A 26,277-nucleotide genomic window follows, 5' to 3' on the forward strand; every position below is an offset into this window, starting at 1 on the left:
GCGGCCCCTCCCTTCGTCACGTGGTGCGGCTCAGCGCGCGATGTTGACCCCGCCGTCGACGGTCAGGGTGCTGCCGACGACGTAGTCGCCGGCGTCGGATGCCAGGTAGACCGCGGCGGCGGCCATGTCCTCGGGGCGCCCGATGCGACCCGAGGGGATGTGGCCGGAGATCTCTTCCCCGTGGTCGCGCGCCTCCTTGTTCATGCTCGAGGCGAAGGCGCCCGGCGCGATCGCGCTGACGACGATGCCCTCGGGCGCGAGCGTGACGGCCATCCGCTTCGTGAGGTGGACGACCCCCGCCTTGCTCGCGTGGTACGAGTACGTCTCGAGCGGGTTGAGGGAGAGCCCGTCGATGGAGGCGATGTTGATGACCTTGGCCAGGTGGCCGCTGCGCTCACGGCCGGCGAGCAGCAGGCCCTTGGCCGCCTGGGTGAGGAAGAAGGGCGCCTTGACGTTGAGGTCCATGACCTTGTCCCAGCCGCTCTCGGGGAAGCTGTCGAAGGGCTCGGCCCACGCCGCGCCGGCGTTGTTGACGAGCACGTCGAGGTGGTCCTCGTGCTCGGCCAGGGCGGCGAGCAGGTCGGCGATGCCGGCGGTCGTCGACACGTCACCGGGCAGCGCCGTGCAGCGACCCTCGCCGTGCTCCTGCGACAGCTCTGCGGCCGTGGCCAGGCAGGCCTCCGCCTTGCGGGCGGTGATGTAGACCGTCGCGCCCTGGCTGAGCAGGCCCTCGGTGATCATCCGGCCGATGCCGCGGGAGCCGCCGGTCACGAGGGCGACGCGGCCCTCGAGGGAGAAGAGGGAGGGGATGTCCATGGTGGTCCTTCGCTCGGGGGTGGTGGCTCGACCGTAGTCGCACTTGAATCGTGGTTCAAGAGTAGTTGAACGCAGATTCATGTTGTGGCAGGGTGGCCGTGTCACCGTCGACCCGACCCAGGAGCCACCCAATGTCCCGGACCTCGCAGGAGATCCGCCTCGCCGCCCGCCCGCACGGCCGCCCCGACGCGAGCACCTGGGAGCTGGCCACGACCGACGTCCCCGACCCCGGTCCGGGGGAGTTCCTCGTCGAGCTGCAGCAGATCTCGCTCGACCCCGCGATGCGCGGCTGGCTCAACGACGTGCGCTCGTACCTGCCTCCGGTGCAGATCGGCGCCGTCATGCGGGCCTTCGGTGCCGGCACGGTCGTCGCCTCGCAGCACGAGGACTTCGCCGTCGGTGACGTCGTGAGCGGCACCTTCGGGGTGCGCGAGTACGCGATCTCCAGCGGGAAGGGGGTCGCCCGCCTCGACCTGGACCTCGCCCCGATGAGCACCTGGCTGGGCGCGCTCGGCATGCCGGGCATGACCGCATGGTTCGGCCTGGAGGACATCGGACGGGCGCAGCCCGGCGACACCGTCCTCGTGTCGGCTGCGGCCGGTGCCGTCGGCAGCACCGTCGCCCAGCTCGCCAAGGCCAAGGGGTGCCGGGTCATCGGCGTCGCCGGGGGCCCGGACAAGGTCGCCTGGCTGCGCGAGCTCGGGCTCGACGAGGTCATCGACCGCCGCGAGGGGGACCTGCTGCGCCAGGTGCGCCGGGCCGCACCCGACGGCGTGGACGTCTACTTCGACAACGTCGGCGGGGAGCTGCTCGACGCCGCCTTGGCCAACCTGGCGCACGGTGCCCGCGTCGTCGTCTGCGGGGCCATCTCGACCTACAACGACGAGACGCTCGCCGAGGGGCCCCGGCGGTACATGGCGCTGCTCGTCTTCCGCGCGAGCATGCAGGGCTTCGTCGTCATGGACTACGCCGACCGCTACGGCGAGGCCATCGCAGGCATCGGCGAGCTCATCCGCGACGGCCGTCTCGTCGCGACCGAGACCGTCCTCGAGGGCGGCGTCGCCGCCTTCCCCGACGCCCTGCTCGGCCTCTTCGACGGGGTCAACACCGGCAAGCTCCTCCTCCAGGTCTGAAAGGTCTCCCACATGCGCGCAGTCCACATCTCCTCGCTCGACGGCCCCGAGGCGGTCGAGCTCGTCGACCTTCCGGAGCCCGGTGACCCGCGGCTCGTGACGATCGACGTCAAGGCGGCCGGGGTCGCCTTCCCCGAGCTGCTCCAGACCCGGGGCCTGTACCAGGTCAAGCCGGACCTCCCCTTCGTCCCCGGCGCCGAGGTCGCCGGGGTCGTCGTCGCCGCCCCCGAGGGCAGCGGGTTGTCCGTCGGTGACCGCGTCGCCGCGCTCACCCTGCTCGGTGGCTTCGCCGAGCAGGCACTGGCCCGGCCGGACCTGACCTTCGCCCTGCCCGACGAGGTCTCCTTCGAGGAGGCCGCGTCCTTCACCTTCAACTACGCGACGGTCTACTTCGCGCTCCTCGAGCGCGGTGGCCTGACCGAGGGCGAGACCGTGCTCGTCCACGGCGCCGCCGGCGGCATCGGCACCGCGGCCATACAGATGGCCAAGGCCTTCGGTGCCGGGCGGGTCATCGGGGTCGTCTCCACCGAGGCGAAGGGGGAGATCGCCCGGGCCGCCGGTGCGGACGAGGTCGTCCCGGCCGACGGGTTCCTCGCGGCGGTCGGCAAGGGGAGCGTCGACATCGTCGTCGACCCCGTCGGCGGGGACCGCTTCACCGACTCCCTGCGCGCCCTGCGCGAGCACGGGCGGCTCCTCGTCATCGGCTTCACGGCCGGTGGGATCCCCGAGGTCAAGGTCAACCGGCTGCTCCTCAACAACGTCTCGGTCGTCGGCGTCGGGTGGGGTGCCTACGCGATGTCGCGCCCGGGCCACGTGCGCCGGGAGTGGGACGCCATGCTCCCGCACCTGCGCAGCGGTGCCCTGCGCCCCGTCGTCGGTGCGGTCCACCCGCTGGAGGAGGCCGCGACCGCGCTCTCCTCCCTCGAGGGGCGCACCGTGACCGGCAAGGTGGTCCTGGTGCCGTGACCGTCGACCAGCTGCCCACCGTCGCCGAGGTCGCGCGGATCCCCGAGGCCTGCCGCGTCGTCGCCGGGCCGGAGTGGGAGGACGGCAACGGCCACGTCAACGTGGCCCACTTCTACGGCTTCCACATCCGCGCGGCGCACGAGTCGCTGCTGCGCATCGGCGTCGACGACGCCTACCGCTCCGGTCGTCGGCTCGGCGTGTTCAGCATGGAGCAGCACCTGCGCTTCCTGCACGAGGTGCACATCGGCGAGGAGATCTCCGCGCACGTGCGCTGGCTCGACCGGGGCGACAAGGTCTTCCACGGGATCTCGGTCGTCGTCAACCACACCACCGGTCGGATCGCCAACACGCTCGAGGTGCTCGAGGGGCACGTCGACCTCGTGACCCGCCGGGCCACCCCCTTCCCGGCGGACCTGGCCCGGCGCATCGATGCGGAGATCGCCGCCCACCGGGCCCTGCCCTGGCAGCTGCCCCTGTCGGGCACGATCGGCGTGCGTCGCTGAACCCGAGCCCGCCGACAGGAGAACCGCATCCGCCACGGCGGATGCGGTTCTCTCGTCCGGCTGGGTCAGGAGCTGAAGCGGCCGATCGACTCCGCGACGAGGATCGGCTTGTCGATCCCGTCGGCCTCGACCGTGAGGGTCGTGACGACCTTGACGGCGCCGGGGGCGGTCTCCTCGACCGAGCTCAGCATCGCGCGCAGGCGGATGCGCGAGTCCACCGGCAGCGGGTGGATGAAGCGCACCTTGTCGTAGCCGTAGTTCAGGCTGTGGGCGAACCCGTCGAAGGCCATGAGCTCCTCGAGGAAGGCCGGCGTGCGCGAGAGGCTGTAGAGGCCGTGCGCGATCGTCGAGCCGAAGGGGGAGTCCGCGGCCCTGGCAGGGTCGACGTGGATCCACTGGTGGTCGCCGGTGAGGTCGGCGAAGCCGTCGATCTTGGCCTGGTCGACGACGTGCCACTCGGTGGGGCCGAGCTCGACCCCCACGAGGTCCTTGAGGTCCTGGACCGAGGTCGGGCGGTGCTGGGCTGTCTGCGTCATGGTGAGCTCCTTCGATCACGAACGGGATGCCCCGAACCTAGTTGAACTTGAAGCCGGGTTCAAGTATGTTCGAGACGTTCCGCAGTCGAGACCACAGGAGTTCTCAGATGACCACTGACCAGCAGCGCGTCGCCGTCGTCACCGGCGCGGCCCGAGGGATCGGGGCGGGCGTCGCCCGCCGCCTCGCCGCGGACGGGATGGCCGTCGCCGTCCTCGACCTCGACGAGTCGGCCTGCGTGCCCGTCGTCGAGGAGATCACCGCGGCCGGGGGGCGGGCGCTCGCCGTCGGCGCCGACGTCTCGGACCCCGAGCAGGTCGAGGCCGCCGTGCGGCGGATCGCCGACGAGCTCGGTGGGCCGACCGTGCTGGTCAACAACGCCGGCATCATCCGCGACAACCTGCTCTTCAAGATGTCCGTCGAGGACTGGGACTCCGTCATGGCGGTCCACCTGCGCGGCGCCTTCCTCATGACCAAGGCCTGCCAGGCGTTCATGACGCAGGAGCGGTACGGGCGCATCGTCAACCTCTCCTCGACCTCCGCCCAGGGCAACCGCGGCCAGACCAACTACTCCGCGGCCAAGGCCGGCGTGCAGGGGTTCACCAAGACCCTGGCCATCGAGCTGGGCAGGTTCGGCGTGACCGCCAACGCCATCGCGCCCGGCTTCATCGAGACCGAGATGACCCAGGCGACTGCGGAGCGGGTCGGTGTCCCGTTCGAGGACTTCGTGACCCACGCGGCCCAGCAGGTCCCCGTCGGGCGGACCGGCCAGCCCGAGGACATCGCCCACGCCGTCTCCTTCTTCGCCAGCGAGGGGGCCGGCTTCACCACCGGTCAGGTCCTCTACGTCGCCGGCTCCCCCTGCGACTGATGCCCGGGATGCGGATCCAGGGCAAGGTCGCCGTCGTCACCGGCGCGGCCGGTGGCATCGGGGCGGCCCTCGCGGAGGCGCTGATCGCCCGCGGCGCCCGAGTCGTCATCGCGGATCTCGACGCGCAGCGCCTCACCGCCACCGCCGAGCGGCTCACCGCCTCGGTCGGTCCAGACGCGGTGCTGGCCGTGCCGGGTGACGCCTCGAGCGAGGCGGACATCACCCGCACGATCGCCGCCGCCCGGGAGCACTTCGGCGAGGTCGATCTCTACTTCGCCAACGCCGGCGTCGGTGACGGCAGCGGTCTCGGGGCCACCGACGACCAGTGGCAGCTCGCGCTCGACGTCAACCTGCTCGCGCACGTGCGTGCCGCCCGGCAGCTCGTGCCGGGCTGGGTCGAGCGGGGCAGCGGCTACTTCGTCTCCACGGCGTCGGCCGCAGGACTGCTCACCCAGATCGGCTCGGCCACCTACTCGGTGTCCAAGCACGGCGCCGTCGCGTTCGCCGAATGGCTCGCCGTGACCTACGGCGACGACGGGATCGGGGTCAGCTGCCTGTGCCCGATGGGCGTCGACACCGACATGCTGCGCTCCGGCATGACCTCCGGCGGGGGCGAAGGGGGCCGGGTCGCCGCCGCCGCGGTGACCGGTGCGGGCGAGGTGCTCGCCCCGCGAGACGTCGCCGACCAGGTCCTCGCCGCGGTCGCCGAGGGTCGCTTCCTCATCACGCCGCACGAGGACGTCCGCGAGTTCGCACAGCGCAAGGCCGCCGACCACGACCGGTGGATCCACGGCATGCAGCGCTACCAGCGCCACCTGAGGGGAGACGCGTCATGACCAACGGAGCCAGCCTCATCTGGCGGTGGGCGCAGGAGACGCCGGACGCGCCCGCGCTGCGCGATGACGGGCGCTCGTGGAGCTTCGCCGAGCTGCGCACCGCCGTGCGCGGCGCGATGGAGGCGCTCGCCGAGCGTGGCGTGCGCCCGCAGGACCGGGTCCTCCTCGTCGTCCCGACGAGTGCGGAGTTCGTCATCACCTACCACGCGGTCCTCGCCCTCGGCGCGACCGCGGTGACGGTCAACCCCTTGTGCACCCAGCGCGAGCTCACCCACTTCGTCGAGGACGCCGGATGCACCCTCGCGCTCGGCTGGCACGAGTCGCCGGAGGCGGTCGCCGCCACCGCTGCCGCGCTCGAGCTGCCCCTGTGGCTGCTCGAGCCGGACTGCGTCCCGGCGCCCCGGGGCACGCTCGACCCGGTCGACGCGGGCTCCGACGGCCCGGCGGTCCTGCTCTACACCTCGGGCACGACCGGTGCGCCCAAGGGCGCGATCCTCACCCACGGCAACCTCCTGTCCTGCGGCGAGTCCCTCGCCGAGGCGCTCGCCCTCGGCTCCGGGGAGAGCATGGGCACCGCCCTGCCGCTCTTCCACGTCTTCGGGCAGTCGTCGTCGATGTTCACCGTCTACACCGCCGGGGGGTGCATGTCGCTGCTGCGGCCCTTCGACCCGGCCAAGCTGCTGCGGATGGCCGCTGACCAGCGGCTCACCTCCGTCGCCGGTGTCCCGACGATGTGGAATGCCATGCTCCACGCCGAGACGGACGTGACGCGGGAGGACCTCGCCTCCCTCCGCCTCGCGTGCTCCGGCGGGGCCGCGCTGCCGCTCGAGGTGGGCAAGGCCTTCCACGACCGCTTCGGCGCCGTCGTCCTCGACGGCTACGGCCTGAGCGAGACCGCGGGTGCCGCGACCTTCAACCGTGACGACTGCCCGCGCAAGGAGATGAGCGTCGGCCGGGCACTGCCCGGCGGAGCGCTCGCGATCCTCGACGAGGACCACCAGGAGCTGCCGCCCGGCGAGACGGGTGAGGTCGGCATCCGGGGGCCGTACGTCATGAGCGGCTACTGGAACCGTCCGGAGGCCACCGAGGCGGCCTTCGCGAACGGCTGGTTCCTCACCGGCGACATCGGTCGCATGGACGAGGACGGCGACCTGTGGATCGTCGACCGCAAGAAGGACCTCGTCATCCGCGGTGGGTACAACGTCTACCCGCGGGAGATCGAGGAGGTCCTCTACGGGCACCCCGACATCCTCGAGGCCGCCGTCGTCGGGGTCCCCGACGAGCGCCTCGGCGAGGAGATCGCCGCCGTCATCACCCCGCAGCCGGGAGCGAGCATCGACCCGACGCGGCTGCGCGCCTGGCTCGAGGAGCGCCTCGCGGCCTACAAGGTGCCGCGCATCTACGAGGTCGTCGACGAGCTCCCCAAGGGGGCGACCGGCAAGATCCTCAAGCGGGCGATCGACCGCCCGACCATCGCGATCACCGGTGAGCGGCCCGCTCGGGTCACCACCCCCACACGCTGAGCGAAGGGAGCGGACCGTGGACTTCACGACGGACGCCAGGACCACCGAGCTGCAGGAGCGGCTCACCGCCTTCATGGACGAGCACGTCTACCCCATCGAGGCGACCTACCAGGAGCAGCTCGACGCGGCCCCGGACCGCTGGTCGCCGCCGCCGGTCGTCGAGCAGGCCAAGGAGGCCGCCCGCAGCCTGGGGCTGTGGAACCTCTTCCTGCCCGGTGAGTCCGGCGCCGGCCTGACCAACCTCCAGTACGCGCCCCTGTGCGAGACCCTCGGCCGGAGCCTGCACATCGCCCCGGTCGCGACCAACTGCGCGGCACCGGACACCGGCAACATGGAGGTGCTGCACATGTTCGGCACCCCCGAGCAGCAGGAGCAGTGGCTCACCCCCCTCCTCGCCGGCGAGATCCGCTCGGCCTTCGCGATGACCGAGCCGCGCGTGGCCAGCTCCGACGCGACCAACATCGAGACCTCGATCGTGCGCGACGGGGACGAGTACGTCATCAACGGCCGCAAGTGGTACATCTCCGGCGCGATGAACCCCGACGCCAAGATCTTCATCCTCATGGGCAAGACCGACCCGTCGGCCGACCGTCACCGGCAGCAGTCGATGATCCTCGTGCCGCGCGACACCCCCGGCGTCGACGTGCGCCGCGGCATGAAGGTCTTCGGCTACGACGACCGCGACCACGGCGGCCACGCCGAGATCGACTTCACCGACGTGCGCGTGCCGGCCGCCAACCTCATCGGCGAGGAGGGCTCCGGGTTCGCGATCGCCCAGGCCCGCCTCGGCCCGGGCCGGATCCACCACTGCATGCGGCTCATCGGCATCGCCGAGCGGTCGCTGGAGCTGATGATCGACCGCGCCGCGAGCCGGGTCGCCTTCGGCAAGGCGCTGTCCGAGCAGGGCGTCATCCGCGACTGGATCGCCGAGTCCCGGGTGCGCATCGAGCAGCTGCGGCTGCTCACCCTCAAGGCCGCGTGGCTCATGGACACGGCGGGCAACAAGGGCGCCCACACCGAGATCCAGGCGATCAAGATCGCCGCGCCCGCCACCGTCGAGTGGATCCTCGACAAGGCCGTCCAGGTGCACGGCGCCGGCGGCCTGAGCCAGGACTTCCCCGTCGCCGAGTGGTACGCCCAGGTGCGCACCCTGCGCTTCGCCGACGGCCCCGACGAGGTGCACAAGAACGCCCTCGCCCGACACGAGATCCGCAGGAGGACCGCACATGCCTGATCTGCAGCAGCGGGTCGAGGAGCTCCTCGCGAGCCACGACCCGCAGACGAGCGACCCCGCGCAGTTCCTCGGCGCCCAGTTCGACGCCGGCCTCGCCTGGGTCCACTTCCCGCAGGGGAAGGGAGGCCTCGGCCTCTCGCGTGGACGCCAGCTCGAGGTCGACGCCCTCCTCGAGGAGGCCGGCGCGCCCCGTCCGGACTTCGCGAAGAACAGCATCGGCCTGGGCATGGCCGCTCCGACGCTGCTGGCCTTCGGCACGGAGGAGCTGCAGCAGCGATTCCTGCGCCCGCTCTTCACGTGCACCGAGATCTGGTGCCAGCTCTTCAGCGAGCCCGGTGCCGGCTCCGACCTCGCGGGTGTCGCGACCCGTGCCGTCCCCGACGGTGACGAGTGGGTCGTCGACGGGCAGAAGGTGTGGACCTCCGGGGCGCACAACGCCCAGTTCGCGATCCTCGTGGCCCGCACCGACCCGACGGTCCCCAAGCACGCGGGGATGACCTACTTCGTCGTGGACATGTCCGACCCCGGGATCGAGGTGCGGCCGCTGCGCCAGCTCACCGGCGAGGCGGAGTTCAACGAGGTCTTCCTCACCGGGGTGCGGGTGCCCGACACCCACCGGGTCGGCGCCGTGGGTGCCGGCTGGAAGGTCGCGACGACGACGCTGAACAACGAGCGCGTGGCGATCTCCGCCGGCAACGAGCGCGAGGCCGGCCAGATCGGCGTCGTCACCCAGCGGTGGCGCACCGACCCGTCGGTGCGCACCCCCGGCCACCACACCGAGCTCATGCAGTGGTGGGTCGAGACCGAGGTCACCCGCCTCGCCGGGGAGCGCCTGCGGCAGGGCCTGGAGGTCGGTCAGCCCGGCCCCGAGAGCTCGGCGATGAAGCTCGCCTTCGCCCACCAGGCGCAGCAGGTGAGCGGGTTCGCCCTCGAGGTCGCCCCCGAGGAGGGGCTCGAGTACCACGACTGGACGATGGTCCGCCCCGAGGGCGGCTCCTTCCTCGGTCACGGCCCCGGCTTCCGCTATCTGCGCGCCAAGGGCAACTCGATCGAGGGCGGCACGAGCGAGATCATGCGCAATGTCATCGCCGAGCGCGTGCTCGGCCTGCCACCGGACCACCGCCCCGACAAGGGGATCGCCTTCAAGGATGTGCCGCGATGACCGACCTGCTCTACACCGACGTCGAGGAGGCGCTGCGGGACAGCGTCCGCTCGACCCTGCGCCGCGCGCTGGACGAGACGCTGCCCACCCATCTCGCCGACGAACCCGACACCGACGTGTCCGGCCTGTGGCGCTCGCTGGCCGAGCAGCTCGGCCTCGCCGGCCTGCTCGTCCCCGAGTCGCTCGGCGGCGCGGGAGCCAGCGCCCGAGAGGCGGCCGTGGTCCTCGAGGAGCTCGGCGGGGCCGTCGCGCCCGTCCCCTTCCTCACCAGTGCCGTCATCGCGACGACCGCCCTCCTCGAGGCCGGCGACGAGACCCGTCTGCCGACCCTCGCCTCGGGGGAGCGCACCGCGGCGCTCGTGCTGCCGTGGACCGCGCGCCGTGGGGCGTGGACGGCCGTCGACCCGAGCGCGGGGCCGGTCGCACCGGTCGCCGGTGCGCTCGGTGCCGACCTCTTCCTCGTGCCGACCCGGGGCGAGGGGGGCGTGACCTCCCTTCGTGCTCTCGATCGCGACGAGGTCGAGCTGGAGCCCATCACGTCGCTCGACATGACCCGCCCGCTCGCCCGCGTGAGCGTGACCGGTCAGGGGAACGAGATCGCCTCCGGGACCGCCGCCGACGAGGCCGTCGACGCCGCGCTCGCCGCCGGCGCCGCGCTGCTCGCCTCCGAGCAGCTGGGCGTGGCGCAGTGGTGCCTCGACACGACGGTGGAGTACGCGAAGACGCGGGTGCAGTTCGCCCGACCGATCGGCTCCTTCCAGGCGATCAAGCACCGCCTCGCCGACCTCTACCTGGAACTCGTCGGCACCCGGGCCGCCGCCCGCCACGCCGCCGGCACGCTCGCGGACGGCGACCCCGACCAGCTGGTCTCGCAGGCCGTGGCCCAGTCGTACTGCTCGGACGCCGCGGTGCGGGCGGCCGAGGAGGCCCTGCAGCTGCACGGCGGCATCGGCATGACGTGGGAGGCGTCGGTGCACACCCGGCTCAAGCGGGCCAAGTCCGACCAGCTGGCCCTCGGCACCCCGGACCGGCACCGCAGCGATCTGGCCGAGCTCGTGGACCTCCCGGCGAGCTGACCGAACCCCCTTCGACCCACCCCCTTCGACCTCCCCTCACCCACAGGAGTGACCCCCATGCGCGAAGCAGTCATCGTCTCCACCGCCCGCACCCCGATCGGCCGCGCCTACCGCGGCGCCTTCAACGACACCCAGGCCCAGGAGCTCATCGGCCACGCCGTGCGCCATGCCGTCGAGCGCTCCGGCGTCGAGGGCGAGCGGATCGAGGACGTCGTCATCGGCGCCGCCCTCCAACAGGGCTCGACCGCGATGAACATCGGCCGGCAGGCGGCGCTGCGCGCCGGCCTGCCCGTCACGGTCGCCGGCATGTCCGTCGACCGCCAGTGCGCGAGCGGGCTCATGGCCATCGCCACCGCCGCCAAGCAGGTCGTCCTCGACGGCATGGACGTGGCCGTCGGTGGCGGGGTCGACTCGATCTCGCTGGTGCAGAACGAGCACATGAACACCTACCGCGCGCAGGACCCCTGGCTCGTCGAGCACGTGCCGGCGACCTACATGTCCATGCTCGAGACCGCCGAGATCGTCGCGCAGCGCTACGGCGTCGGCCGGGATGCCCAGGACGAGTACGCCCTCGAGTCCCAGCGACGCACGGCAGCCGGCCAGGAGGCCGGCGCCTTCGACGACGAGATCGTGGCGCTGCCCTCGACGATGCTCAGCAAGGACAAGGCGACGGGTGAGGTCTCCTCGCAGGAGGTCACGCTCGCCAAGGACGAGGGCAACCGCCCCAGCACGACCATCGAGGACCTGGCCAAGCTGAACCCGGTGCTCGCCAAGGACGGCACCGAGGGCTTCTCGATCACCGCGGGCAATGCCTCGCAGCTGTCCGACGGCGCGTCCGCGGCAGTCGTCATGGAGGCCGCCGAGGCCTCCCGCCGCGGGCTGACCCCGCTCGGCGCCTTCCGCGGCATGGCCGTCGCGGGCTGCGAGCCGGACGAGATGGGCATCGGCCCGGTCTTCGCCGTGCCGAAGCTGCTCGCCCAGCACGGGCTCACGGTGGACGACATCGACCTGTGGGAGCTCAACGAGGCCTTCGCCGTCCAGGCGCTCTACTGCCGCGACACGCTCGGCATCGACCCGGCGAAGTACAACGTCAACGGCGGGGCCATCTCGATCGGCCACCCGTACGGCATGAGCGGTGCGCGCATGGCCGGTCACCTCCTCATCGAGGGCCGGCGCCGAGGCGCGCGCTACGGCGTCGTGACGATGTGCGTCGGTGGCGGCATGGGCGCGGCGGGGCTCTTCGAGATCTTCTGACCCGCGCACCCCTTCGCCCCACCCCGTCACGTCCCCGAGGAGCAGCCGTGCCCGTCTTCGTCGCCAACCGTGGCGAGATCGCCGTCCGGATCGTCCGAGCCGCCAGGGAGGCCGGTCTGGACGTCGTGGCGGCCGTGACCCGGGCGGAGGCCGACTCGCTGGCCGCCCGGCTCGCGACGGCGGTCCACGTGCTGCCGGGGGAGGGTGCGGCCGCCTACCTCGATGCGTCCTCCCTCGTCGCCGGGGCGATCGAGCACGGGTGCACGATGCTGCACCCGGGGTACGGCTTCCTCAGCGAGAGTCCGGCGCTCGCACGGGCGTGCGTCGAGGCCGGCGTGGTCTTCGTCGGGCCGGACGCCGAGCTGCTCGAGCTCTTCGGGGACAAGGGCAGCGCCCGGGCGGTGGCGGAGCAGGCCGGGGTCCCGGTCCTGCCCGCCACCCCCGTCGGCGTCACCGAGGCGCAGGCGGAGGCCTTCGCCCTGGCGCAGCGCCCCGCAGGCGTCATGGTCAAGGCGGCGGCGGGCGGCGGCGGCCGCGGCATGCGGGCGGTGCCGGCCGGCGAGCCCCTCGGCGAGGCCTGGGAGCGCGCGCGCTCCGAGGCGGAGCGCAGCTTCGGCTCCGGCGAGCTCTTCGTCGAGCTGTACGTCGAGCGGGCCCGGCACGTCGAGGTCCAGGTCGTGGCCGACGGCGAAGGGGGAGCCACCCACCTCGGCGAGCGGGACTGCACCCTGCAACGCCGCTTCCAGAAGGTCGTCGAGGTCGCGCCCGCACCGGCGCTGCCCGACGACGTCCGGGCGGACCTGCACGCCGCCGCCGTGCGGCTGGTCTCCGGCCGCGGCTACCGCGGGCTGGCCACGGTCGAGTTCCTGCTCGACGCCGACGACCCGAGCCGCTGGTGGTTCATCGAGGTCAACCCGCGTCTGCAGGTCGAGCACCCGGTGACCGAGATGGTCACGGGCGTCGACCTCGTGCTCGCCCAGCTGCGGCTGGCTGCGGGGGAGGGCCTCGCCGACCTCGGCCTGGCGACCCCACCGGCGGTCACCGGCGCCGCCGTCGAGCTGCGGGTCGCCGCAGAGCGCACCGGCAGCCACGGCGAGGCGCTGCCCGCCCACGGCGTCGTCTCCCGACTCGCCCTGCCGACCGGGCCCGGGGTGCGGGTGGACACGCACCTCGTCGAGGGGACCCGCGTCGACGGCTCCTTCGACTCGCTCGTCGCGAAGGTCGTCACCCACAGCCACAGCGGCCTGGCCGCGGCGCTCGGCAAGGCGCGACAGGCGGTCGCGGAGTGCACCGTCGACGGGGTCGAGACCAACCTGCCGCTCCTGCGCGAGGTCCTCGACCACGAGGACGTCGCCGCGTGGGACGTCACGACCCGGTGGTTCGACGAGACCGGCCCGATCCGTGCTCTCGACCGCCCGGACGTGAGCGACGGCGAGGTCCTCGCGGAGATGGCCGGCACCGTCCTCGCCGTCCTCGTCGAGCCCGGCCAGGAGGTCGCCGTCGGGACGCCCCTCGTCGTCGTCGAGGCGATGAAGATGGAGCACCTGGTGCCCGCCCCCGCCACCGGGACGGTCACCGCCGTCCGGGTCCGGGCCGGTGCGACGACCGCGGCCGGTGACCTCCTGGTGCGGCTGCTCCCTTCCTCCGACCAGTCGTCGACCGGCGCGCTCGACGAGGGACCCGACCTCGACGCCGAGCGGGCCGACCTGTCGAGGCTGCTCGAGCGCCGCGACCGGCGCCTGGACGCGGCTCGCCCCGAGGCGGTCGCCAAGCGCCATGCGCGCGACCGACGCACGGCCCGGGAGAACATCGCCGACCTCGTCGAGGAGGGCAGCTTCATCGAGTACGGCGGTCTCGCCGTCGCGGCCCAGCGCGCGCGGCGCAGCGAGGAGGACCTCATCGCGAGCACCCCGGCCGACGGGATCGTCACGGGGATCGGTCGCATCGGCAGCACCCCCGCCGGAGACTCCCGCTGCGCGGTCCTGGCCTACGACTACACCGTGCTGGCTGGCACCCAGGGCTACCTCAACCACAAGAAGACCGACCGCCTCCTCGAGATCGCCGAGCAGCAGCGCCTGCCCGTCGTCCTCTTCGCCGAAGGGGGCGGGGGCCGTCCCGGGGACACCGACACCACGGTCGCCAGCGGTCTCGACGTGCCGACCTTCGCGACGATGGGCCGGCTCAGCGGGCTCGTCCCGACCATCGGCATCGCGGCCGGTCGCTGCTTCGCCGGCAATGCCGCGCTCCTCGGCTGCTGCGACGTCATCATCGCCACGCGTGACTCGACGATCGGCATGGGCGGTCCCGCGATGATCGAAGGGGGTGGCCTGGGCGTCTTCGCGCCCGAGGAGGTCGGCCCGATCGAGGTGCAGGGCGGCAACGGCGTCGTCGACGTGGTCGTCGACGACGAGGCGGAGGCGGTCGAGGTGGCCCAGCGCTACCTCGGCTACTTCCAGGGGGCGCGCGAGGAGTGGACCGCCGCCGACCAGCGGGCGCTGCGCCACGTCGTCCCGGAGAACAGGGTGCGCGCCTACGACATCCACGCCGCGATCCGCACCCTCGCCGACGAGGGCTCGGTCCTCGAGCTGCGCGCCGGCTTCGCCCCCGGCGTCGTCACCGCGCTCGTGCGCATCGAGGGTCGTCCCATGGGGCTGGTCGCCAACAACCCGCGCCACCTCGGCGGGGCGATCGACACCCCGGCCGCGGACAAGCTCGCGCGCTTCCTCCAGCTCTGCGACGCGCACGGGCTGCCCGTCGTCTCCCTCTGCGACACCCCGGGGTTCATGGTCGGGCCGGAGCACGAGCGCACCGCGACGGTGCGCCACTTCGCCCGCCTCTTCGTCATCGGGTCGCACCTGCGGGTGCCGATGGTGACGGTCGTCCTGCGCAAGGCCTACGGCCTGGGCGCGCAGGCGATGGCCGCGGGCAGCTTCCACCGCCCGGCGGCGACGCTGGCGTGGCCGACGGGTGAGGTCGGCGGCATGGGCCTCGAGGGTGCGGTCCGCCTGGGCTTCCGCCGCGAGCTCGAGGCGGTCGCGGACCCCACGGAGCGCCGGGCGCTGGAGCAGCGGCTCGTCGACGACCTCTACGAACGCGGCCGCGCGGTCAACTCTGCGGCGGTCGTCGAGCTCGACGACGTCATCGACCCGGTCGACACCCGCCGGTGGATCCGCACGGCGATGGCGTCCGTCGTCCCCGACGAGCGGCCGACCCGCTACGTCGACACCTGGTGACCCGAAGGAGCCCCCATGGACTACACGCAGCACCTGCAGGACCTGCGGCAGCGTCAGGAGCGGGTCCGTCCCGCCGGCACCCCCCGCGACGTCGTCCACCCGCTCGGTGACCTCACGGTCCCCGGGTACGTCGACGCGTGGGCGCAGCGGCAGCCGGAAGAGGCCGCGATCGTCCACGACGAGGTCGTCATGGACTACCGCGAGCTCGCCGACCGGCACGCGCGCTGGGCCGGCTGGTTGCGGGCGAAGGGGGTGGCCCCCGGCGAGCGGGTCGGCGTCCACCTGGGCAATGTCCCCGAGTTCGTCATCGCCTTCCTCGGCACGCTGCGGGCCGGGTGCGTGCACGTACCGGTGAACCCGATGTTCCAGCACGCCGAGCTCGTCCACGAGCTGCGCGACTCCGGGGCGAGCGTGGTCGTCACGAGCGCCGCACTCGCGGAGCGGCTCTGCGCGGCCGCCGCCGCGACCGACGTGCACACGGTGGTCGTCCTCGCCACCGGCGGGGACCCCCTTCCCGCCGTCGAGGGGCTCGAGGTCGTGCGCTGGAGCGACACCGAGGCGACGGCGCCGCTGCGCGAGGTGGCCGGGGACCTCGACGCCCTCGCGGCGCTCAACTACACCGGCGGCACGACCGGTCTGCCCAAGGGGTGCGAGCACACCCAGCGGCACATGGTCTACACGGCCGTGAGTGCCTCGGGGGCCAACGGCTTCGACGGGACACGGGTCGTCTCGCTGTGCTTCATCCCCGTCTTCTGGATCGCGGGGGAGGACCTGGGCATCCTCATCCCCCTCGTCACGGGCGGGACCACCGTGCTGCTGGAGCGCTGGGACGCCGCCACCGTCGTGGACCTCGTCGAGAGGTGCCGCGTGACGACGACCGCGGCCACCGTGGAGAGCTACCTCGACCTGCTGCGGGTGCCCGGCGTCGCCGAGCGCGACCTGTCCTGCTTCACCGCGCCGATGACGATGTCCTTCATCCGCAAGCTCACCCCGGAGGTGCGCCGGCAGTGGTCCGAGGTCGTCGGACCCGGCTCGGTCCTGCGCGAGGGCTCCTACGGCATGACGGAGAGCCACACCGTCGACGTCGTGCCGTACGGGTTCCACGAGGGCGACCACGACCTGCTCACCGAGCCGGTGTTCTGCGGGCTGCCCGTGCCGGGCACGGACGTCGTCGTCGTCGACCCCGCGACGGCGGAGCCGATGCCCCTCGGAGAGGCGGGGGAGATCCTCCTGCGCAGCCCCTCGATCATGACCGGATACTGGCGCAACCCGCAGGCGTCGGCGCAGCAGCTGCGGGACGGCTGGCTGCACACGGGCGACACCGGCTACCTCGACGACGACGGGTGCCTGCACTACCTCGCGCGCAGCAAGGACATGATCAAGGTCAACGGCATGAGCGTCTTCCCGGCCGAGGTCGAGATGCTGCTCGCCGGCCACCCCGACGTCGCCTCCGTCGCCGTGGTGCCGGCGGACGACGCGTCCACCGGGCAGCGGCCCGTGGCCTTCGTCAGCCTGGTCCCCGGGTCCTCCGTCACCGCGACCGGGGTGGAGGAGTGGGCTCGCGACCAGATGGCGACGTACAAGCTGCCGCTCGTCGAGGTCGTCGAGGCCTTCCCGCTCACCGACACGGGCAAGATCCGCAAGCCCGAGCTGCTGGGTCGCGCGCAGGACCTCGTCGCCGCCCTCGCCTGACCGTCACCGAGCAGTCGAGGCGACCCTTGACTCGAACTTGAATCCCGATTCAACATATACCTGAATCATCCTTCACCTACAGGAGATCACACATGACTTCACCGACAACGACGTCGGACCAGGTGCATGCGCGGGCCACGCGGAAGGCCTTCGTGCGTCTGGTGCCCCTGCTCATGGCCGCGTACTTCATGGCCTTCGTCGACCGCACCAACGTCGGCCTCGCCAAGACCTCCCTCGAGGTCGACGTCGGGATCGACGCCGCGGCGTACGGCCTGGGCGCCGGGCTGTTCTTCATCACCTATGCCGTCCTCGAGGTGCCGAGCAACCTGCTCCTGCACCGGATCGGGGCGAAGGTGTGGATCAGCCGCATCGCCGTCACCTGGGGCCTGATCACCATGGCGATGATGTTCATCTCCAGCCCGACGGTGTTCTACGTCCTGCGCCTGCTCCTCGGCGCCGCCGAGGCCGGTCTCTACCCGGGGATCATGTACCTCATCACGACCTGGTTCGCGCAGAAGGACCGCGCGACGGTCGTCGGCCTCATCCTCACCGCATCCTCGGTCGCCTTCATCGTGGCCAACCCCATCGGTGGCGCGCTGATGAAGCTGGACGGCCTGGGCGGCCTCCACGGCTGGCAGTGGCTCTTCGTGCTCGAGGGCATCCCCACCGTCCTGCTCGGCATCTACATCTTCTTCACCCTGCCCAGCTCGCCGGCCACGGCGAAGTGGCTCGAGCCCGAGGAGGCCCGGGAGCTCACCCGGCGGGCCGTCGGCGAGGAGCCGGAGGAGACGCGTCCGGGAGCGATCATCCGCAACGCGATGTCCAAGCCCTTCCTGCTGACCATCGCGGCGATCTACTTCATGAACCAGATCGCCACCTACGGCGTCATCTTCTTCGTCCCCTCGATCGTGGAGGCGATGAACGTCTCGGACAGCTTCATGATCGGGTTGATCTCCGGTGTCGTCGGTATCGGTGCCGTCATCGGCGTGCTCGTCGTGCCGCGGGTGCTCCGGCGCGACCCCGGCTCGGAGGTGCGGCTCATCGGCATCACCACCGCCGGCGCGATCGTCTTCGCCCTGATCTTCATCGCCGTCGGCAACCCGGTGGCCAAGATGATCGTCCTCAGCGCCACGATGCTCTTCATCGTCGGGGTGCAGCCGCTCTACTGGTCGGTCCTCATGGCCCGGCTCGGTGGGGTCGCGGCCGCGGCCGGGCTGGCCTTCGTCAACACGATCGGCCTGACCGGGGCCTTCGTCGGCCCGTACGCGTTCGGCCTGACCGAGAAGGCCACCGGCTCGCCCTCCTCGGGCCTGTGGGTCCTCGTCGGCGCGACGCTGCTCGGACTCCTGCTCGTCCCTCTCCTGGGACGTCTGCTGGGTCGCCACGACCGGGCGCACCCCGCCGTGGCGGAGCCGGCCACCGCGTCGATGGTGCCCGACCCCGTCTGACCGACGCGCCCCCGCACGCACCTGAACCCGCATTCCCCTAGGGCAATGCGGGTTCAGGTGCGTCCGCGCTGGCTGCGCGAAGGGGTGGTCAGCGGTAGTTCGTGAACTGCAGTGCGACGTCGAGGTCCTTGCCCTTCAGCAGCGCGATGACCTCCTGCAGCTCGTCGCGCGACTTGCCGGTGACCCGCAGCTCGTCGCCCTGGATCTGCGGCTTGATCCCCTTCGGGCCCTCGTCGCGGATGATCTTGGAGATCTTCTTCGCGTTGTCCTGGTCGATGCCCTCCTTGGTCGGGCCCGAGAGGACGTACTCCTTGCCCGAGGCCTGCGGGTCCTTGTCGCCGAAGTCGATGTTCTTCAGCGAGACCCCGCGGCGCACGAGCTTGGACTCGAAGACGTCGAGCACGGCGAGCACGCGCTCGGCGCTGTTGGCCTTGATGACGACGTTGTCGCCGCTCCACTCGATCGAGGCGCCCACGCCCTTGAAGTCGTACCGCTGGGAGACCTCCTTGGCGGCCTGGTTGAGCGCGTTGTCGACCTCTTGGCGGTCGACCTTGCTCACGATGTCGAAGCTGCTGCTGGCCATGGGTCCTCGTCACTCCTTCGGCGGTGGATCTGCCCGGATTTGCGTCCTCGGGCGGTCAACTTGCTATCCTTCCAGACGCACACGGCAGGTTGTCCGAGCGGCCAATGGAAACGGACTGTAAATCCGTCGGGTTATCCCTACGAAGGTTCGAATCCTTCACCTGCCACCCACGTGCACGCAGGCCCCCGCGGAGCGATCCCGGGGGCCTGCGTCGTGCCCGTGGCAGCATGCTCGCCATGGACGTGGTCATCGGTGAGGACGGGCTCGCGCGGCCGGCGTGGGCGCAGGGGAGCGGAGCCCACGGCGAGCTCCTGCGGCACTACTACGACACCGAGTGGGGCATGCCCGTGCGCGACGAGCGCGGGCTCTTCGAGCGGTTGAGCCTCGAGGCCTTCCAGTCCGGCCTGTCCTGGGCCACGATCCTGGCCAAGCGGGAGTCCTTCCGCGCGGCCTTCGCCGGTTTCGACCCGGACGTCGTCGCGACCTGGGGCGAAGGGGAGGTCGCCCACCTCATGCAGGACGCCGGGATCGTGCGCAACCGCGCGAAGATCGTGGCGACGATCCGCAACGCCGGCGCGACGGTCTCCCTTCGCGCGGACGGGGGCCTGGTCGACCTCGTCTGGTCCCACCGCCCCGAGCGCACCCCGATGCCGCGGACCTTCGCCGAGGTGCCGACGACCTCCGACGAGTCACGTGCCCTGGCCAAGGAGCTGAAGCGGCAGGGCTTCACCTTCGTCGGGCCGACGACGGCCTTCGCGCTCATGGAGGCCGTCGGCATCGTCGACACCCATCTGCTCGACAGCCACCGCCGCGGCACCTCCGGGCTGTGGCGGGCCGACGGGACGCCGGTGCAGGATGACTGACGTGAGCGACACCTTCGACCGCGCCCGATACCCGCACTGGGTCACGATCCCGACCCGCTGGAGCGACAACGACCAGTTCGGCCACGTCAACAACGCCGTGCACTACTCGGTGATGGACACGGCGATCAACGACTGGCTCAAGGCGCACGGCTTCGACGTCGCCGCGGGCGGGGACACGATCAACCTCATCCCCGAGACGGGCTGCCGCTACCTCGCGGAGATCTCCTACCCCGACGCCTTCGAGGTCGGCCTGCGGGCGCTGTCCGTCGGCCGCTCGAGCGTGCGCTGGGAGTGCGCGCTCGCCCGATCGGGCGACGGCGAGCTCGTCGCCCTGGCGACGTCCGCGCACGTCTTCGTCGACGCGACGAGCCGCCGTCCGACGGCGGTCCCGCAGGTCCTCCGGCCCGCCCTGGAGGCGCTCCTCGGCGAGGCAGCGGCGCCGGTCGAACCCCCGATTTCATGACCACGGCCCCGGGCGTGTAATCTCTCCCGAGGTCGTCCACCGGATCGCTCCTCGAAGCACTCGGTGGTCCTGCCCCCTTAGCTCAGTCGGCAGAGCGTTTCCATGGTAAGGAAAAGGTCGTCGGTTCGATTCCGACAGGGGGCTCTGGTCCGGCCCGCGCGCAGCGCAGGTCGACCGCCAAGGCGGGGTAGCTCAGCTGGTTAGAGCGCACGACTCATAATCGTGAGGTCGCGGGATCGAGCCCCGCTCCCGCTACGCAGTACCACGGTGCGCAGCCACCACCGATTTCCGGTGGTGGTCGTCCGTGGACTATTCTTGTGCGTCGCCGTGTTGAGCCGTGTGGGTCAGCAGGCCCGCACCTCCCGCCCAGCGCAGACCGGCGCCAGGCGAGTACCACCCCGAAGTGTCTGAGAGCAGGTTCTTACCGTGGCCACCAAGAGCGCCGACGTCCGCCCCAAGATCACCCTGGCGTGCACGGAGTGCAAGGAGCGGAACTACATCACCAAGAAGAACCGCCGCAACACGCCCGACCGCATCGAGCTGGCGAAGTTCTGCAACCGGTGCCGCAAGCACACCCCGCACCGCGAGACCCGCTGAGGTCCTGCACCCGCGAACCCACGACGCGGCCGTCGAGCACCTGCTCGGCGGCCGCGTCGTCGTGCTGGGGGCACCTGCCTAGACTGTCGGCATGGCCGTGAACGAGGACTTCCTGGGTCGGACCTATGATCCGACGCCCCCCTTCTGCGTCGGGCGGGAGCACATCCGCGACTTCGCGGAGGCCGTCGGTGCGACCGACCCGGTGCACCACGACCTCGAGGCCGCCCGCGCCGCCGGGTACCCCGACCTCGTCGCCCCGCCGACCTTCGCGGTCATCCCCGGCCAGCGCACGGACGCGCAGTTCGTCGCCGACCCGGAGGCCGGCGTCGACTACTCGCGCGTCGTCCACGGCGAGCAGCGCTTCACCCACCACCGTCCGATCGTCGCCGGCGACGAGCTGCGCGGCGTGCTGCACATCGACGCGATCCGGGCGGCCGGCGGCCACCAGATGGTGACGATGCGCAGCGAGATCATCGATGTCGACGACGCACCGGTCGCGACGAGCCTGTCGACGATCGTCGTGCGGGGAGGGGAGTGAGCATGGCCGTGCGCCGCTTCGACGACGTGAGCGAAGGGGAGTCCCTCCCCTCCCGCACCCTGCCCGTGACCCGGGCCCGGCTCGTGCACTACGCGGGCGCCTCCGGCGACCGCAACGTCATCCACTGGGACGAGCGGACCGCTCAGGCGGTCGGCCTGCCCGATGTCATCGCCCACGGCATGTGGACGATGGGCGCGGCCGTCCAGGTCGTCACCGACTGGGTCGGGGACGCCGGCCGCGTCGTCGACTACGGCACCCGCTTCACCAAGCCGGTCGTCGTCCCGCACGGCGAGGGCACGAGCCTCGACGTCACGGGCGTCGTCCGCTCGCTCGACGCCGACGCTCGTCGGGCGACGGTCGAGCTGACCGTCACGTGCCGCGGCGACAAGGTGCTCGGCCGCTGCCGCGCCGTCGTCCAGCTCGACTGATGCCGGTGACGGAGCACGGCGCCCCGCTGGCGCCGCTCACGACCATGCACGTCGGCGGGCCGGCCGACACGCTGGTCACCGCCACGACGAGCGACGAGGTCATCGAGGCCGTCCGCGCCGCCGACGACGCGGGGACACCCCTCCTGCTCCTGTCCGGCGGGTCCAACCTCGTCATCGCCGACGCGGGCTTCGCAGGCACCGTCGTGCGCATCGCGAGCCGCGGGATCGAGGTCGTCCCCGTCGACGACGCGCACGTCGACGTGACCGTCGCCGCCGGCGAGGTCTGGGACGAGGTCGTCGCCCGCGCCGTCGCCGAGGGCTGGTCCGGCATCGAGGCGCTCTCGGGCATCCCCGGCCTGACCGGGGCGACCCCGGTGCAGAACGTCGGCGCCTACGGCCAGGAGGTCGCCCAGACGATCACGAACGTGCTCGTCTGGGACCGCGAGGCGCAGCGCCACACGACCTTCGGCGCCGCCGACTGCGCCTTCACCTACCGCCACTCCGTCTTCAAGGCCACGAGCCGCTTCGTCGTCCTCGAGGTGACCTTCCGTCTCGGCCGCGGCGGGCTGTCCGCACCGGTGGCGTACGCGGACCTCGCCCGACAGCTCGGCGTGGAGCAGGGCGAGCGGGTCCCGCTCGCCGCCGCCCGCGAGGCGGTCCTCGTCCAGCGCGGCAACCGGGGCATGGTCCTCGACGCGTCCGACCACGACACGTGGAGCTGCGGCTCCTTCTTCACCAACCCGATCCTGCCGAGCGCGCAGATGGACCAGCTCCGCGCGCGCGCCGCGCAGCGTCTCGGCCCGGACGGGCCGGTGCCGCCCGTCTTCCCTGCGGGAGAGGGGCTGGCCAAGACGAGCGCCGCGTGGCTCATCGACCGGGCGGGGTTCGGCAAGGGCCACGGCATGCCCGGCCCGGCCGCGCTCTCGACCAAGCACACGCTGGCGATCACCAACCGTGGCGAGGCCACCGCGGCCGATGTCGCCGCCCTCGCCCGCGAGGTGCGCGACGGGGTGCGCGAGGCCTTCGGCGTCACCCTCGTCAACGAGCCGGTCTTCGTCGGCCACGAGCTCTAGGCGGCCAGCCAGGCGTCGATGTCGTCGAGGGCACGGTCGACGACCTCTCGCGGCGCCCGGCTCGCCCGGAAGGAGCCGCGGGCGAGGTCGGCGAGCTCCGCGTCGTCGAGCCCGTGCACCCGGCGCGCGGTCTCGTACTGCGCCAGCAGGCGCGAGTCGAAGAGGAGGGGGTCGTCGGCCCCCAGGGCGATGGTCGCGCCCGCGTCGACGAGCGCGCGCAGCGGCACGTCCTCGTGCTCGCGGTAGACGCCGAGCGAGACATTGGACCCGGGGCAGACCTCGAGCGCCACGCCCGCCGCGACGACGGCCTCGAGGACCCGGGGGTCCTCGGTGCTGCGGATCCCGTGGCCGAGGCGGTCGGGGCGCAGCGACTCCAGCGTCTGCGCGATCGACTCCGGGCCGAGCAGCTCGCCCGAGTGCGGCACCAGGGCCAGCCCGGCGCGGTCGGCGATGCGGAACGCCGGGGCGAAGTCGAGCGTGTCCCCCCTTCGCTCGTCGTTGGACAGGCCGAACCCGAGGACGCCCTCCGGCCCGCGCCCCGCGTACTGCGCCGCGAGACGGGCGAGCGTGCGGGCCTCGAGCGGATGGCGGATGCGGCTGGCCGCCATGAGCACGCCGACACGGGCCGACCCGGTCGCGTCGGCCGTCGTGTTCACGGAGCGCGCCTCGTCGAGGACGATCTCCATCGCCGGGGTGATGCCCCCGACGAAGGGGGCGTAGGACGTGGGGTCGACCTGGATCTCCAGCCAGCGCGAGCCCTCGGCCCCGTCGTCGAGCGCTGCCTCACGCACGATCCGCCGCATGTCCGCCTCGCCGCGCACGCAGTGGCGCGCCGCGTCGTACAGGCGCTGGAAGCGGAACCACCCGCGCTCGTCCGCCGCGGACAGGTGCGGCGGGTACTGCGAGCGAAGGGAGTCCGGCAGCCGCATGCCGTGGCCCACCGCCATGTCACGGACGGTCTCGACGCGCATCGAACCGGTGAAGTGCAGGTGGAGGTGCGCCTTGGGCAGGGCGCGGAGGTCGCGGCCGGAGGTGCTCAGTCGCGGGGCCCGTCACCGTCGATGATGTGCACCGCGGCCTCCTCGGCGGAGGCCGCGCCGCCGTCGACGCCGACGTCCCGGCCCCAGGCCTGGTCGTCGGTGTCCTCGTGGCTGCCCTCGTCCGGGCTCACCAGCCGACCGGCGCGGGCGTCGCCGACCTCCTGGTCGCCGAGCCAGTCGTCCTCGGCGGCGATCGCGTCCGGGTCGTCACCGCCGACGCGGTCGGCTCCGCGTCGACGGTCGTCATCGGTCACCGCGGCGAAGGGATCGGGCTCCTCCTGCTTCAGCCGCTCGTCGATCGTCTCGTCGACGGCCTGCTCCGCGGCGGTCACCCCGTGCGCGTAGGAGCCGCGCGCCGAGTCGGGAGGGGAGTAGCCCACGTCGAGCGCGTCCTCGTCCCCGGAGCCGGTGCCCATGAGGCTGTCCTCGGGCTGCAGCTGGTCTTCGTCGTCGAGGCTGTAGCTCGTGAGGTCGGTGTCGAGGTCCTCGCGCTCTGACATGGTCACTCCTTCGTTGCGCCCAGCTGCTCCGCCGCCGCGATCAGGACGCAGGTCGCGACCGTCTCCATGGCCTCGGTGAGCTCCGACATGGGCGGCATCGTCGGAGCCAGGCGGATGTTGGTGTCCTCGGGGTCCTCGCCGTGGGGGAAGGAGGCTCCGGCCGGCGTGAGGGACAGGCCGGCCTCCTTGGCCAGGGCGACGACCCGCGAGGCGGTGCCGGGGAGCACGTCGAGGTTGACGAAGTACCCCCCGGTCGGGGTGTTCCAGGTGGCCACCCCGAGACCACCGAGGCGCTCGGAGAGCACCCGGTCGACCTCGGCGAACTTGGGGCCGAGGATCTCGGCGTGCTTGCGCATGTGGGCTCGCACGCCCTCGGCGTCGCCGAAGAACTCGACGTGGCGCAGCTGGTTGACCTTGTCCGGGCCGATCGAGCCCTTGCCGAGGTGCTCGAGGTACCAGCGGACCTGCTCCACGGACGAGGCGAGGAAGGCGACGCCCGCGCCTGCCCAGGTGATCTTGGAGGTGGAGGCGAACATCACCGCGCGGTGCGGGTGCCCGGCGCCGGAGCACAGGGTGATGATGTCGGCGCTCTTGACCTCATCCTGCGTGAGGTGGTGGACCGCATACGCGTTGTCCCAGAAGATCTTGAAGTCGGGCGCGGCGGTCTCCATGCCGGCCAGGCGGCTGGCGATCTCCTGGCTCACGACCGCGCCGGTCGGGTTGGAGTAGGTCGGGACGACCCACATGCCCTTGATCGAGGGGTCGGACGCCGCCAGCCGGGCGACCTCGTCCGCGTCCGGGCCGTCCTCGCGCATCGGGACGGTGACCATCTTGATGCCGAGGTCCTCGAGGAGGGCGAAGTGGCGGTCGTACCCGGGCACCGGGCAGATGAAGGTGATCTCCTCCTCCCGGGCCCACGGGCGCGGGGAGTCGATCGCCCCGAAGAGGAGCAGGTCGACGAGCACATCGCGCATCATCGTCAGCGACGAGTTGCCGCCGGCGACGATCTGGTCGGTCTCGACCCACAGCAGCTCGGCGAAGATCTCGCGCAGCTCGGTCAGGCCCGCGAGCCCGCCGTAGTTGCGCACGTCGGTGCCCGCCCGGTCCGTGGTCGCCGAGGGGAGGGAGAGCATCGGGTCGGCGAGGTCGAGCTGCGCGGCGCTCGGCTTGCCGCGGGTGACGTCGAGCTTGGTGCCCTTGGCGGCCTGGGCGGCGTGCGCCGCGCGCTGGGTCGTCGCGAGGGCGTTGAGCTCCTCGGCGGAGAGGTCGGACAGGGGGCGGCTGCTCTGCTCGGTCACGCGCCCAGTGTTCCACCTCGCGCGCGCGTGGCGACAGGGAGGCCGCCCCGGCGTGTGCTCGGTTCGCGGTGTGCGCCCTGCGTGACGTAGAGTGGCCCCTCGGTTGACTTCGACCAGACTCTCCGGCGTGCCCGTATGCGTCGAGACGAAGGGGGAGTCGACCCGGGAGACCGGCCCCATCGCGGTCCCCCGAAGGGCAGTGGCTCAATTGGTAGAGCACCGGTCTCCAAAACCGGCGGTTGGGGGTTCGAGTCCCTCCTGCCCTGCGTTGCACGACACCCGTTGCGCAGCCATGTGTGAACCCGGACGAGAAGAGACGATGTGAGCCAGCTCGGAGCGCAGCCGACCAAGGCGCGGCGCGACCCGAAGGGTGGCAATCCCATCTCCCGCTTCTTCGGATCGATCGGCCTCTTCCTGGCCCAGGTCCTCGACGAGCTGCGCAAGGTCGTCCGGCCGACCCGGTCCGAGCTGATCAACTACACGCTCGTCGTCATCGTCTTCGTCGCGATCATGATGCTCATCGTGTCCGGTCTGGACGCGGTGTTCACGCGGGTCGTGCTCTGGGTGTTCGGCGGCTGACGCCGCCGCAGATGCCGCAGTCCGGGCGCACCAC

General features: G+C 72.1%; 26 protein-coding genes and 4 tRNA genes. 24 read left to right on the plus strand and 6 right to left on the minus strand.

The features are described 5' to 3' along the window. Window positions 1-30: 30 nt before the first annotated feature. Window positions 31-816, minus strand: a complete 786-nt coding sequence (locus V3C34_RS05500; protein ID WP_346008279.1) for an SDR family oxidoreductase — start codon at window positions 814-816, stop codon at window positions 31-33. A gap of 131 nt (window positions 817-947) precedes the next feature. On the opposite strand from V3C34_RS05500, the gene V3C34_RS05505 reads away from it, so the two are divergent. The 3 genes from V3C34_RS05505 to V3C34_RS05515 are packed head-to-tail and all read left to right on the plus strand — an operon-like array spanning window position 948 to window position 3,418. Then, entirely contained in the window at window positions 948-1,949 is a 1,002-nt protein-coding gene (locus V3C34_RS05505; RefSeq protein ID WP_068326171.1) for an NADP-dependent oxidoreductase, read from the plus strand. A 12-nt stretch (window positions 1,950-1,961) separates the two neighbouring features. Further along, window positions 1,962-2,915, plus strand: coding sequence for an NADPH:quinone oxidoreductase family protein (locus V3C34_RS05510; RefSeq protein WP_346008280.1), 954 nt, complete (start codon window positions 1,962-1,964; stop codon window positions 2,913-2,915). Beyond that, window positions 2,912-3,418 (plus strand): thioesterase family protein, encoded by a 507-nt coding sequence (locus V3C34_RS05515; protein ID WP_068326166.1) that lies wholly within the window; start codon window positions 2,912-2,914, stop codon window positions 3,416-3,418. Before V3C34_RS05510 ends, V3C34_RS05515 begins: the two co-directional genes overlap by 4 nt. A gap of 65 nt (window positions 3,419-3,483) precedes the next feature. Here the strand turns inward: V3C34_RS05515 and V3C34_RS05520 are convergent, their stop codons facing one another. Then, a complete protein-coding gene (locus V3C34_RS05520) occupies window positions 3,484-3,954 on the minus strand; it encodes a MaoC family dehydratase (RefSeq protein WP_068326162.1) in 471 nt (156 codons plus the stop codon). A 107-nt stretch (window positions 3,955-4,061) separates the two neighbouring features. Here V3C34_RS05520 and fabG point away from each other — a divergent pair, with 107 nt between their 5' ends. The 10 genes from fabG (at window position 4,062) to V3C34_RS05570 (ending at window position 18,281) form a co-directional block, all read left to right on the plus strand. Further along, window positions 4,062-4,823 carry a 3-oxoacyl-ACP reductase FabG gene (fabG, locus tag V3C34_RS05525; RefSeq protein WP_346008281.1) on the plus strand — a complete coding sequence of 254 codons (762 nt, stop codon included), beginning with the start codon at window positions 4,062-4,064 and terminating at the stop codon, window positions 4,821-4,823. Continuing rightward, window positions 4,823-5,659, plus strand: coding sequence for an SDR family oxidoreductase (locus V3C34_RS05530; RefSeq protein ID WP_346008282.1), 837 nt, complete (start codon window positions 4,823-4,825; stop codon window positions 5,657-5,659). The genes fabG and V3C34_RS05530 overlap by 1 nt, the downstream gene beginning before the upstream one ends. Then, window positions 5,656-7,182 (plus strand): class I adenylate-forming enzyme family protein, encoded by a 1,527-nt coding sequence (locus V3C34_RS05535; RefSeq protein WP_068425539.1) that lies wholly within the window; start codon window positions 5,656-5,658, stop codon window positions 7,180-7,182. The genes V3C34_RS05530 and V3C34_RS05535 overlap by 4 nt, the downstream gene beginning before the upstream one ends. Window positions 7,183-7,198: 16 nt before the next feature. Then, the gene (locus V3C34_RS05540; RefSeq protein WP_068326153.1) at window positions 7,199-8,416 is read left to right on the plus strand and encodes an acyl-CoA dehydrogenase family protein; all 1,218 of its coding nucleotides are present in this window, start codon (window positions 7,199-7,201) and stop codon (window positions 8,414-8,416) included. Further along, window positions 8,409-9,578, plus strand: a complete 1,170-nt coding sequence (locus V3C34_RS05545) for an acyl-CoA dehydrogenase family protein (protein ID WP_068326151.1) — start codon at window positions 8,409-8,411, stop codon at window positions 9,576-9,578. The genes V3C34_RS05540 and V3C34_RS05545 overlap by 8 nt, the downstream gene beginning before the upstream one ends. Continuing rightward, window positions 9,575-10,654: an acyl-CoA dehydrogenase family protein gene (locus V3C34_RS05550; RefSeq protein ID WP_068425536.1), complete on the plus strand. Its 1,080-nt coding sequence runs from the start codon at window positions 9,575-9,577 to the stop codon at window positions 10,652-10,654. The genes V3C34_RS05545 and V3C34_RS05550 overlap by 4 nt, the downstream gene beginning before the upstream one ends. A 57-nt stretch (window positions 10,655-10,711) precedes the next feature. Beyond that, a complete protein-coding gene (locus V3C34_RS05555; RefSeq protein ID WP_068326147.1) occupies window positions 10,712-11,908 on the plus strand; it encodes an acetyl-CoA C-acyltransferase in 1,197 nt (398 codons plus the stop codon). A 47-nt stretch (window positions 11,909-11,955) separates the two neighbouring features. Continuing rightward, window positions 11,956-15,141 carry a carboxyl transferase domain-containing protein gene (locus V3C34_RS05560; protein ID WP_346008283.1) on the plus strand — a complete coding sequence of 1,062 codons (3,186 nt, stop codon included), beginning with the start codon at window positions 11,956-11,958 and terminating at the stop codon, window positions 15,139-15,141. A gap of 15 nt (window positions 15,142-15,156) precedes the next feature. Further along, window positions 15,157-16,833, plus strand: coding sequence for an AMP-binding protein (locus tag V3C34_RS05565; RefSeq protein WP_068326142.1), 1,677 nt, complete (start codon window positions 15,157-15,159; stop codon window positions 16,831-16,833). Between the two features lie 92 nt (window positions 16,834-16,925). Further along, a complete protein-coding gene (locus V3C34_RS05570; RefSeq protein WP_068326139.1) occupies window positions 16,926-18,281 on the plus strand; it encodes an MFS transporter in 1,356 nt (451 codons plus the stop codon). An 88-nt stretch (window positions 18,282-18,369) separates the two neighbouring features. Here the strand turns inward: V3C34_RS05570 and V3C34_RS05575 are convergent, their stop codons facing one another. Beyond that, on the minus strand, window positions 18,370-18,864 hold the full coding sequence (locus tag V3C34_RS05575; RefSeq protein ID WP_068326134.1) for a YajQ family cyclic di-GMP-binding protein: 495 nt from the start codon (window positions 18,862-18,864) through the stop codon (window positions 18,370-18,372). 83 nt (window positions 18,865-18,947) lie between these two features. Here V3C34_RS05575 and V3C34_RS05580 point away from each other — a divergent pair. The 9 genes from V3C34_RS05580 to V3C34_RS05620 all read left to right on the plus strand — a co-directional run bounded on the left by V3C34_RS05580 (window position 18,948) and on the right by V3C34_RS05620 (window position 22,826). After that, a tRNA-Tyr gene (locus V3C34_RS05580) sits at window positions 18,948-19,030 on the plus strand. A 70-nt stretch (window positions 19,031-19,100) separates the two neighbouring features. Beyond that, window positions 19,101-19,727, plus strand: coding sequence for a DNA-3-methyladenine glycosylase I (locus tag V3C34_RS05585; RefSeq protein ID WP_346008284.1), 627 nt, complete (start codon window positions 19,101-19,103; stop codon window positions 19,725-19,727). Between the two features lies 1 nt (window position 19,728). After that, on the plus strand, window positions 19,729-20,190 hold the full coding sequence (locus V3C34_RS05590) for a thioesterase family protein (protein ID WP_346008285.1): 462 nt from the start codon (window positions 19,729-19,731) through the stop codon (window positions 20,188-20,190). Between the two features lie 71 nt (window positions 20,191-20,261). Then, window positions 20,262-20,334 (plus strand) — tRNA-Thr (locus tag V3C34_RS05595). A gap of 37 nt (window positions 20,335-20,371) precedes the next feature. Beyond that, window positions 20,372-20,445, plus strand: a tRNA-Met gene (locus tag V3C34_RS05600). 171 nt (window positions 20,446-20,616) lie between these two features. Beyond that, window positions 20,617-20,787, plus strand: coding sequence for a 50S ribosomal protein L33 (gene rpmG / locus V3C34_RS05605; protein WP_068326124.1), 171 nt, complete (start codon window positions 20,617-20,619; stop codon window positions 20,785-20,787). Window positions 20,788-20,878: 91 nt separating this feature from the next. Next, on the plus strand, window positions 20,879-21,325 hold the full coding sequence (locus V3C34_RS05610; protein WP_346008286.1) for an FAS1-like dehydratase domain-containing protein: 447 nt from the start codon (window positions 20,879-20,881) through the stop codon (window positions 21,323-21,325). Between the two features lie 2 nt (window positions 21,326-21,327). After that, window positions 21,328-21,753, plus strand: a complete 426-nt coding sequence (locus tag V3C34_RS05615; RefSeq protein WP_346008287.1) for a MaoC family dehydratase — start codon at window positions 21,328-21,330, stop codon at window positions 21,751-21,753. Further along, window positions 21,753-22,826, plus strand: coding sequence for a UDP-N-acetylmuramate dehydrogenase (locus tag V3C34_RS05620; protein WP_346008288.1), 1,074 nt, complete (start codon window positions 21,753-21,755; stop codon window positions 22,824-22,826). Before V3C34_RS05615 ends, V3C34_RS05620 begins: the two co-directional genes overlap by 1 nt. On the opposite strand, the gene V3C34_RS05625 is transcribed toward V3C34_RS05620, so the two are convergent. From V3C34_RS05625 to V3C34_RS05635, 3 genes are read right to left on the minus strand one after another with little or no spacing between them, the layout of a single operon-like run. Further along, a complete protein-coding gene (locus V3C34_RS05625) occupies window positions 22,823-23,866 on the minus strand; it encodes an adenosine deaminase (RefSeq protein WP_068326115.1) in 1,044 nt (347 codons plus the stop codon). The two genes, V3C34_RS05620 and V3C34_RS05625, sit on opposite strands and share 4 nt — an antisense overlap. Further along, the gene (locus V3C34_RS05630) at window positions 23,863-24,366 is read right to left on the minus strand and encodes a DUF5709 domain-containing protein (RefSeq protein ID WP_068326113.1); all 504 of its coding nucleotides are present in this window, start codon (window positions 24,364-24,366) and stop codon (window positions 23,863-23,865) included. The genes V3C34_RS05625 and V3C34_RS05630 overlap by 4 nt, the downstream gene beginning before the upstream one ends. A gap of 2 nt (window positions 24,367-24,368) precedes the next feature. Next, window positions 24,369-25,664 (minus strand): aminotransferase, encoded by a 1,296-nt coding sequence (locus V3C34_RS05635; RefSeq protein ID WP_338538656.1) that lies wholly within the window; start codon window positions 25,662-25,664, stop codon window positions 24,369-24,371. 193 nt (window positions 25,665-25,857) lie between these two features. Here V3C34_RS05635 and V3C34_RS05640 point away from each other — a divergent pair. Then, window positions 25,858-25,930: transfer RNA gene (locus tag V3C34_RS05640), tRNA-Trp, on the plus strand. Between the two features lie 55 nt (window positions 25,931-25,985). Then, entirely contained in the window at window positions 25,986-26,243 is a 258-nt protein-coding gene (gene secE / locus V3C34_RS05645) for a preprotein translocase subunit SecE (RefSeq protein ID WP_068326108.1), read from the plus strand. Window positions 26,244-26,277 lie beyond the last annotated feature (34 nt).

The organism is Janibacter terrae, from assembly GCF_039636765.1.
GTDB lineage: Bacteria > Actinomycetota > Actinomycetes > Actinomycetales > Dermatophilaceae > Janibacter > Janibacter terrae.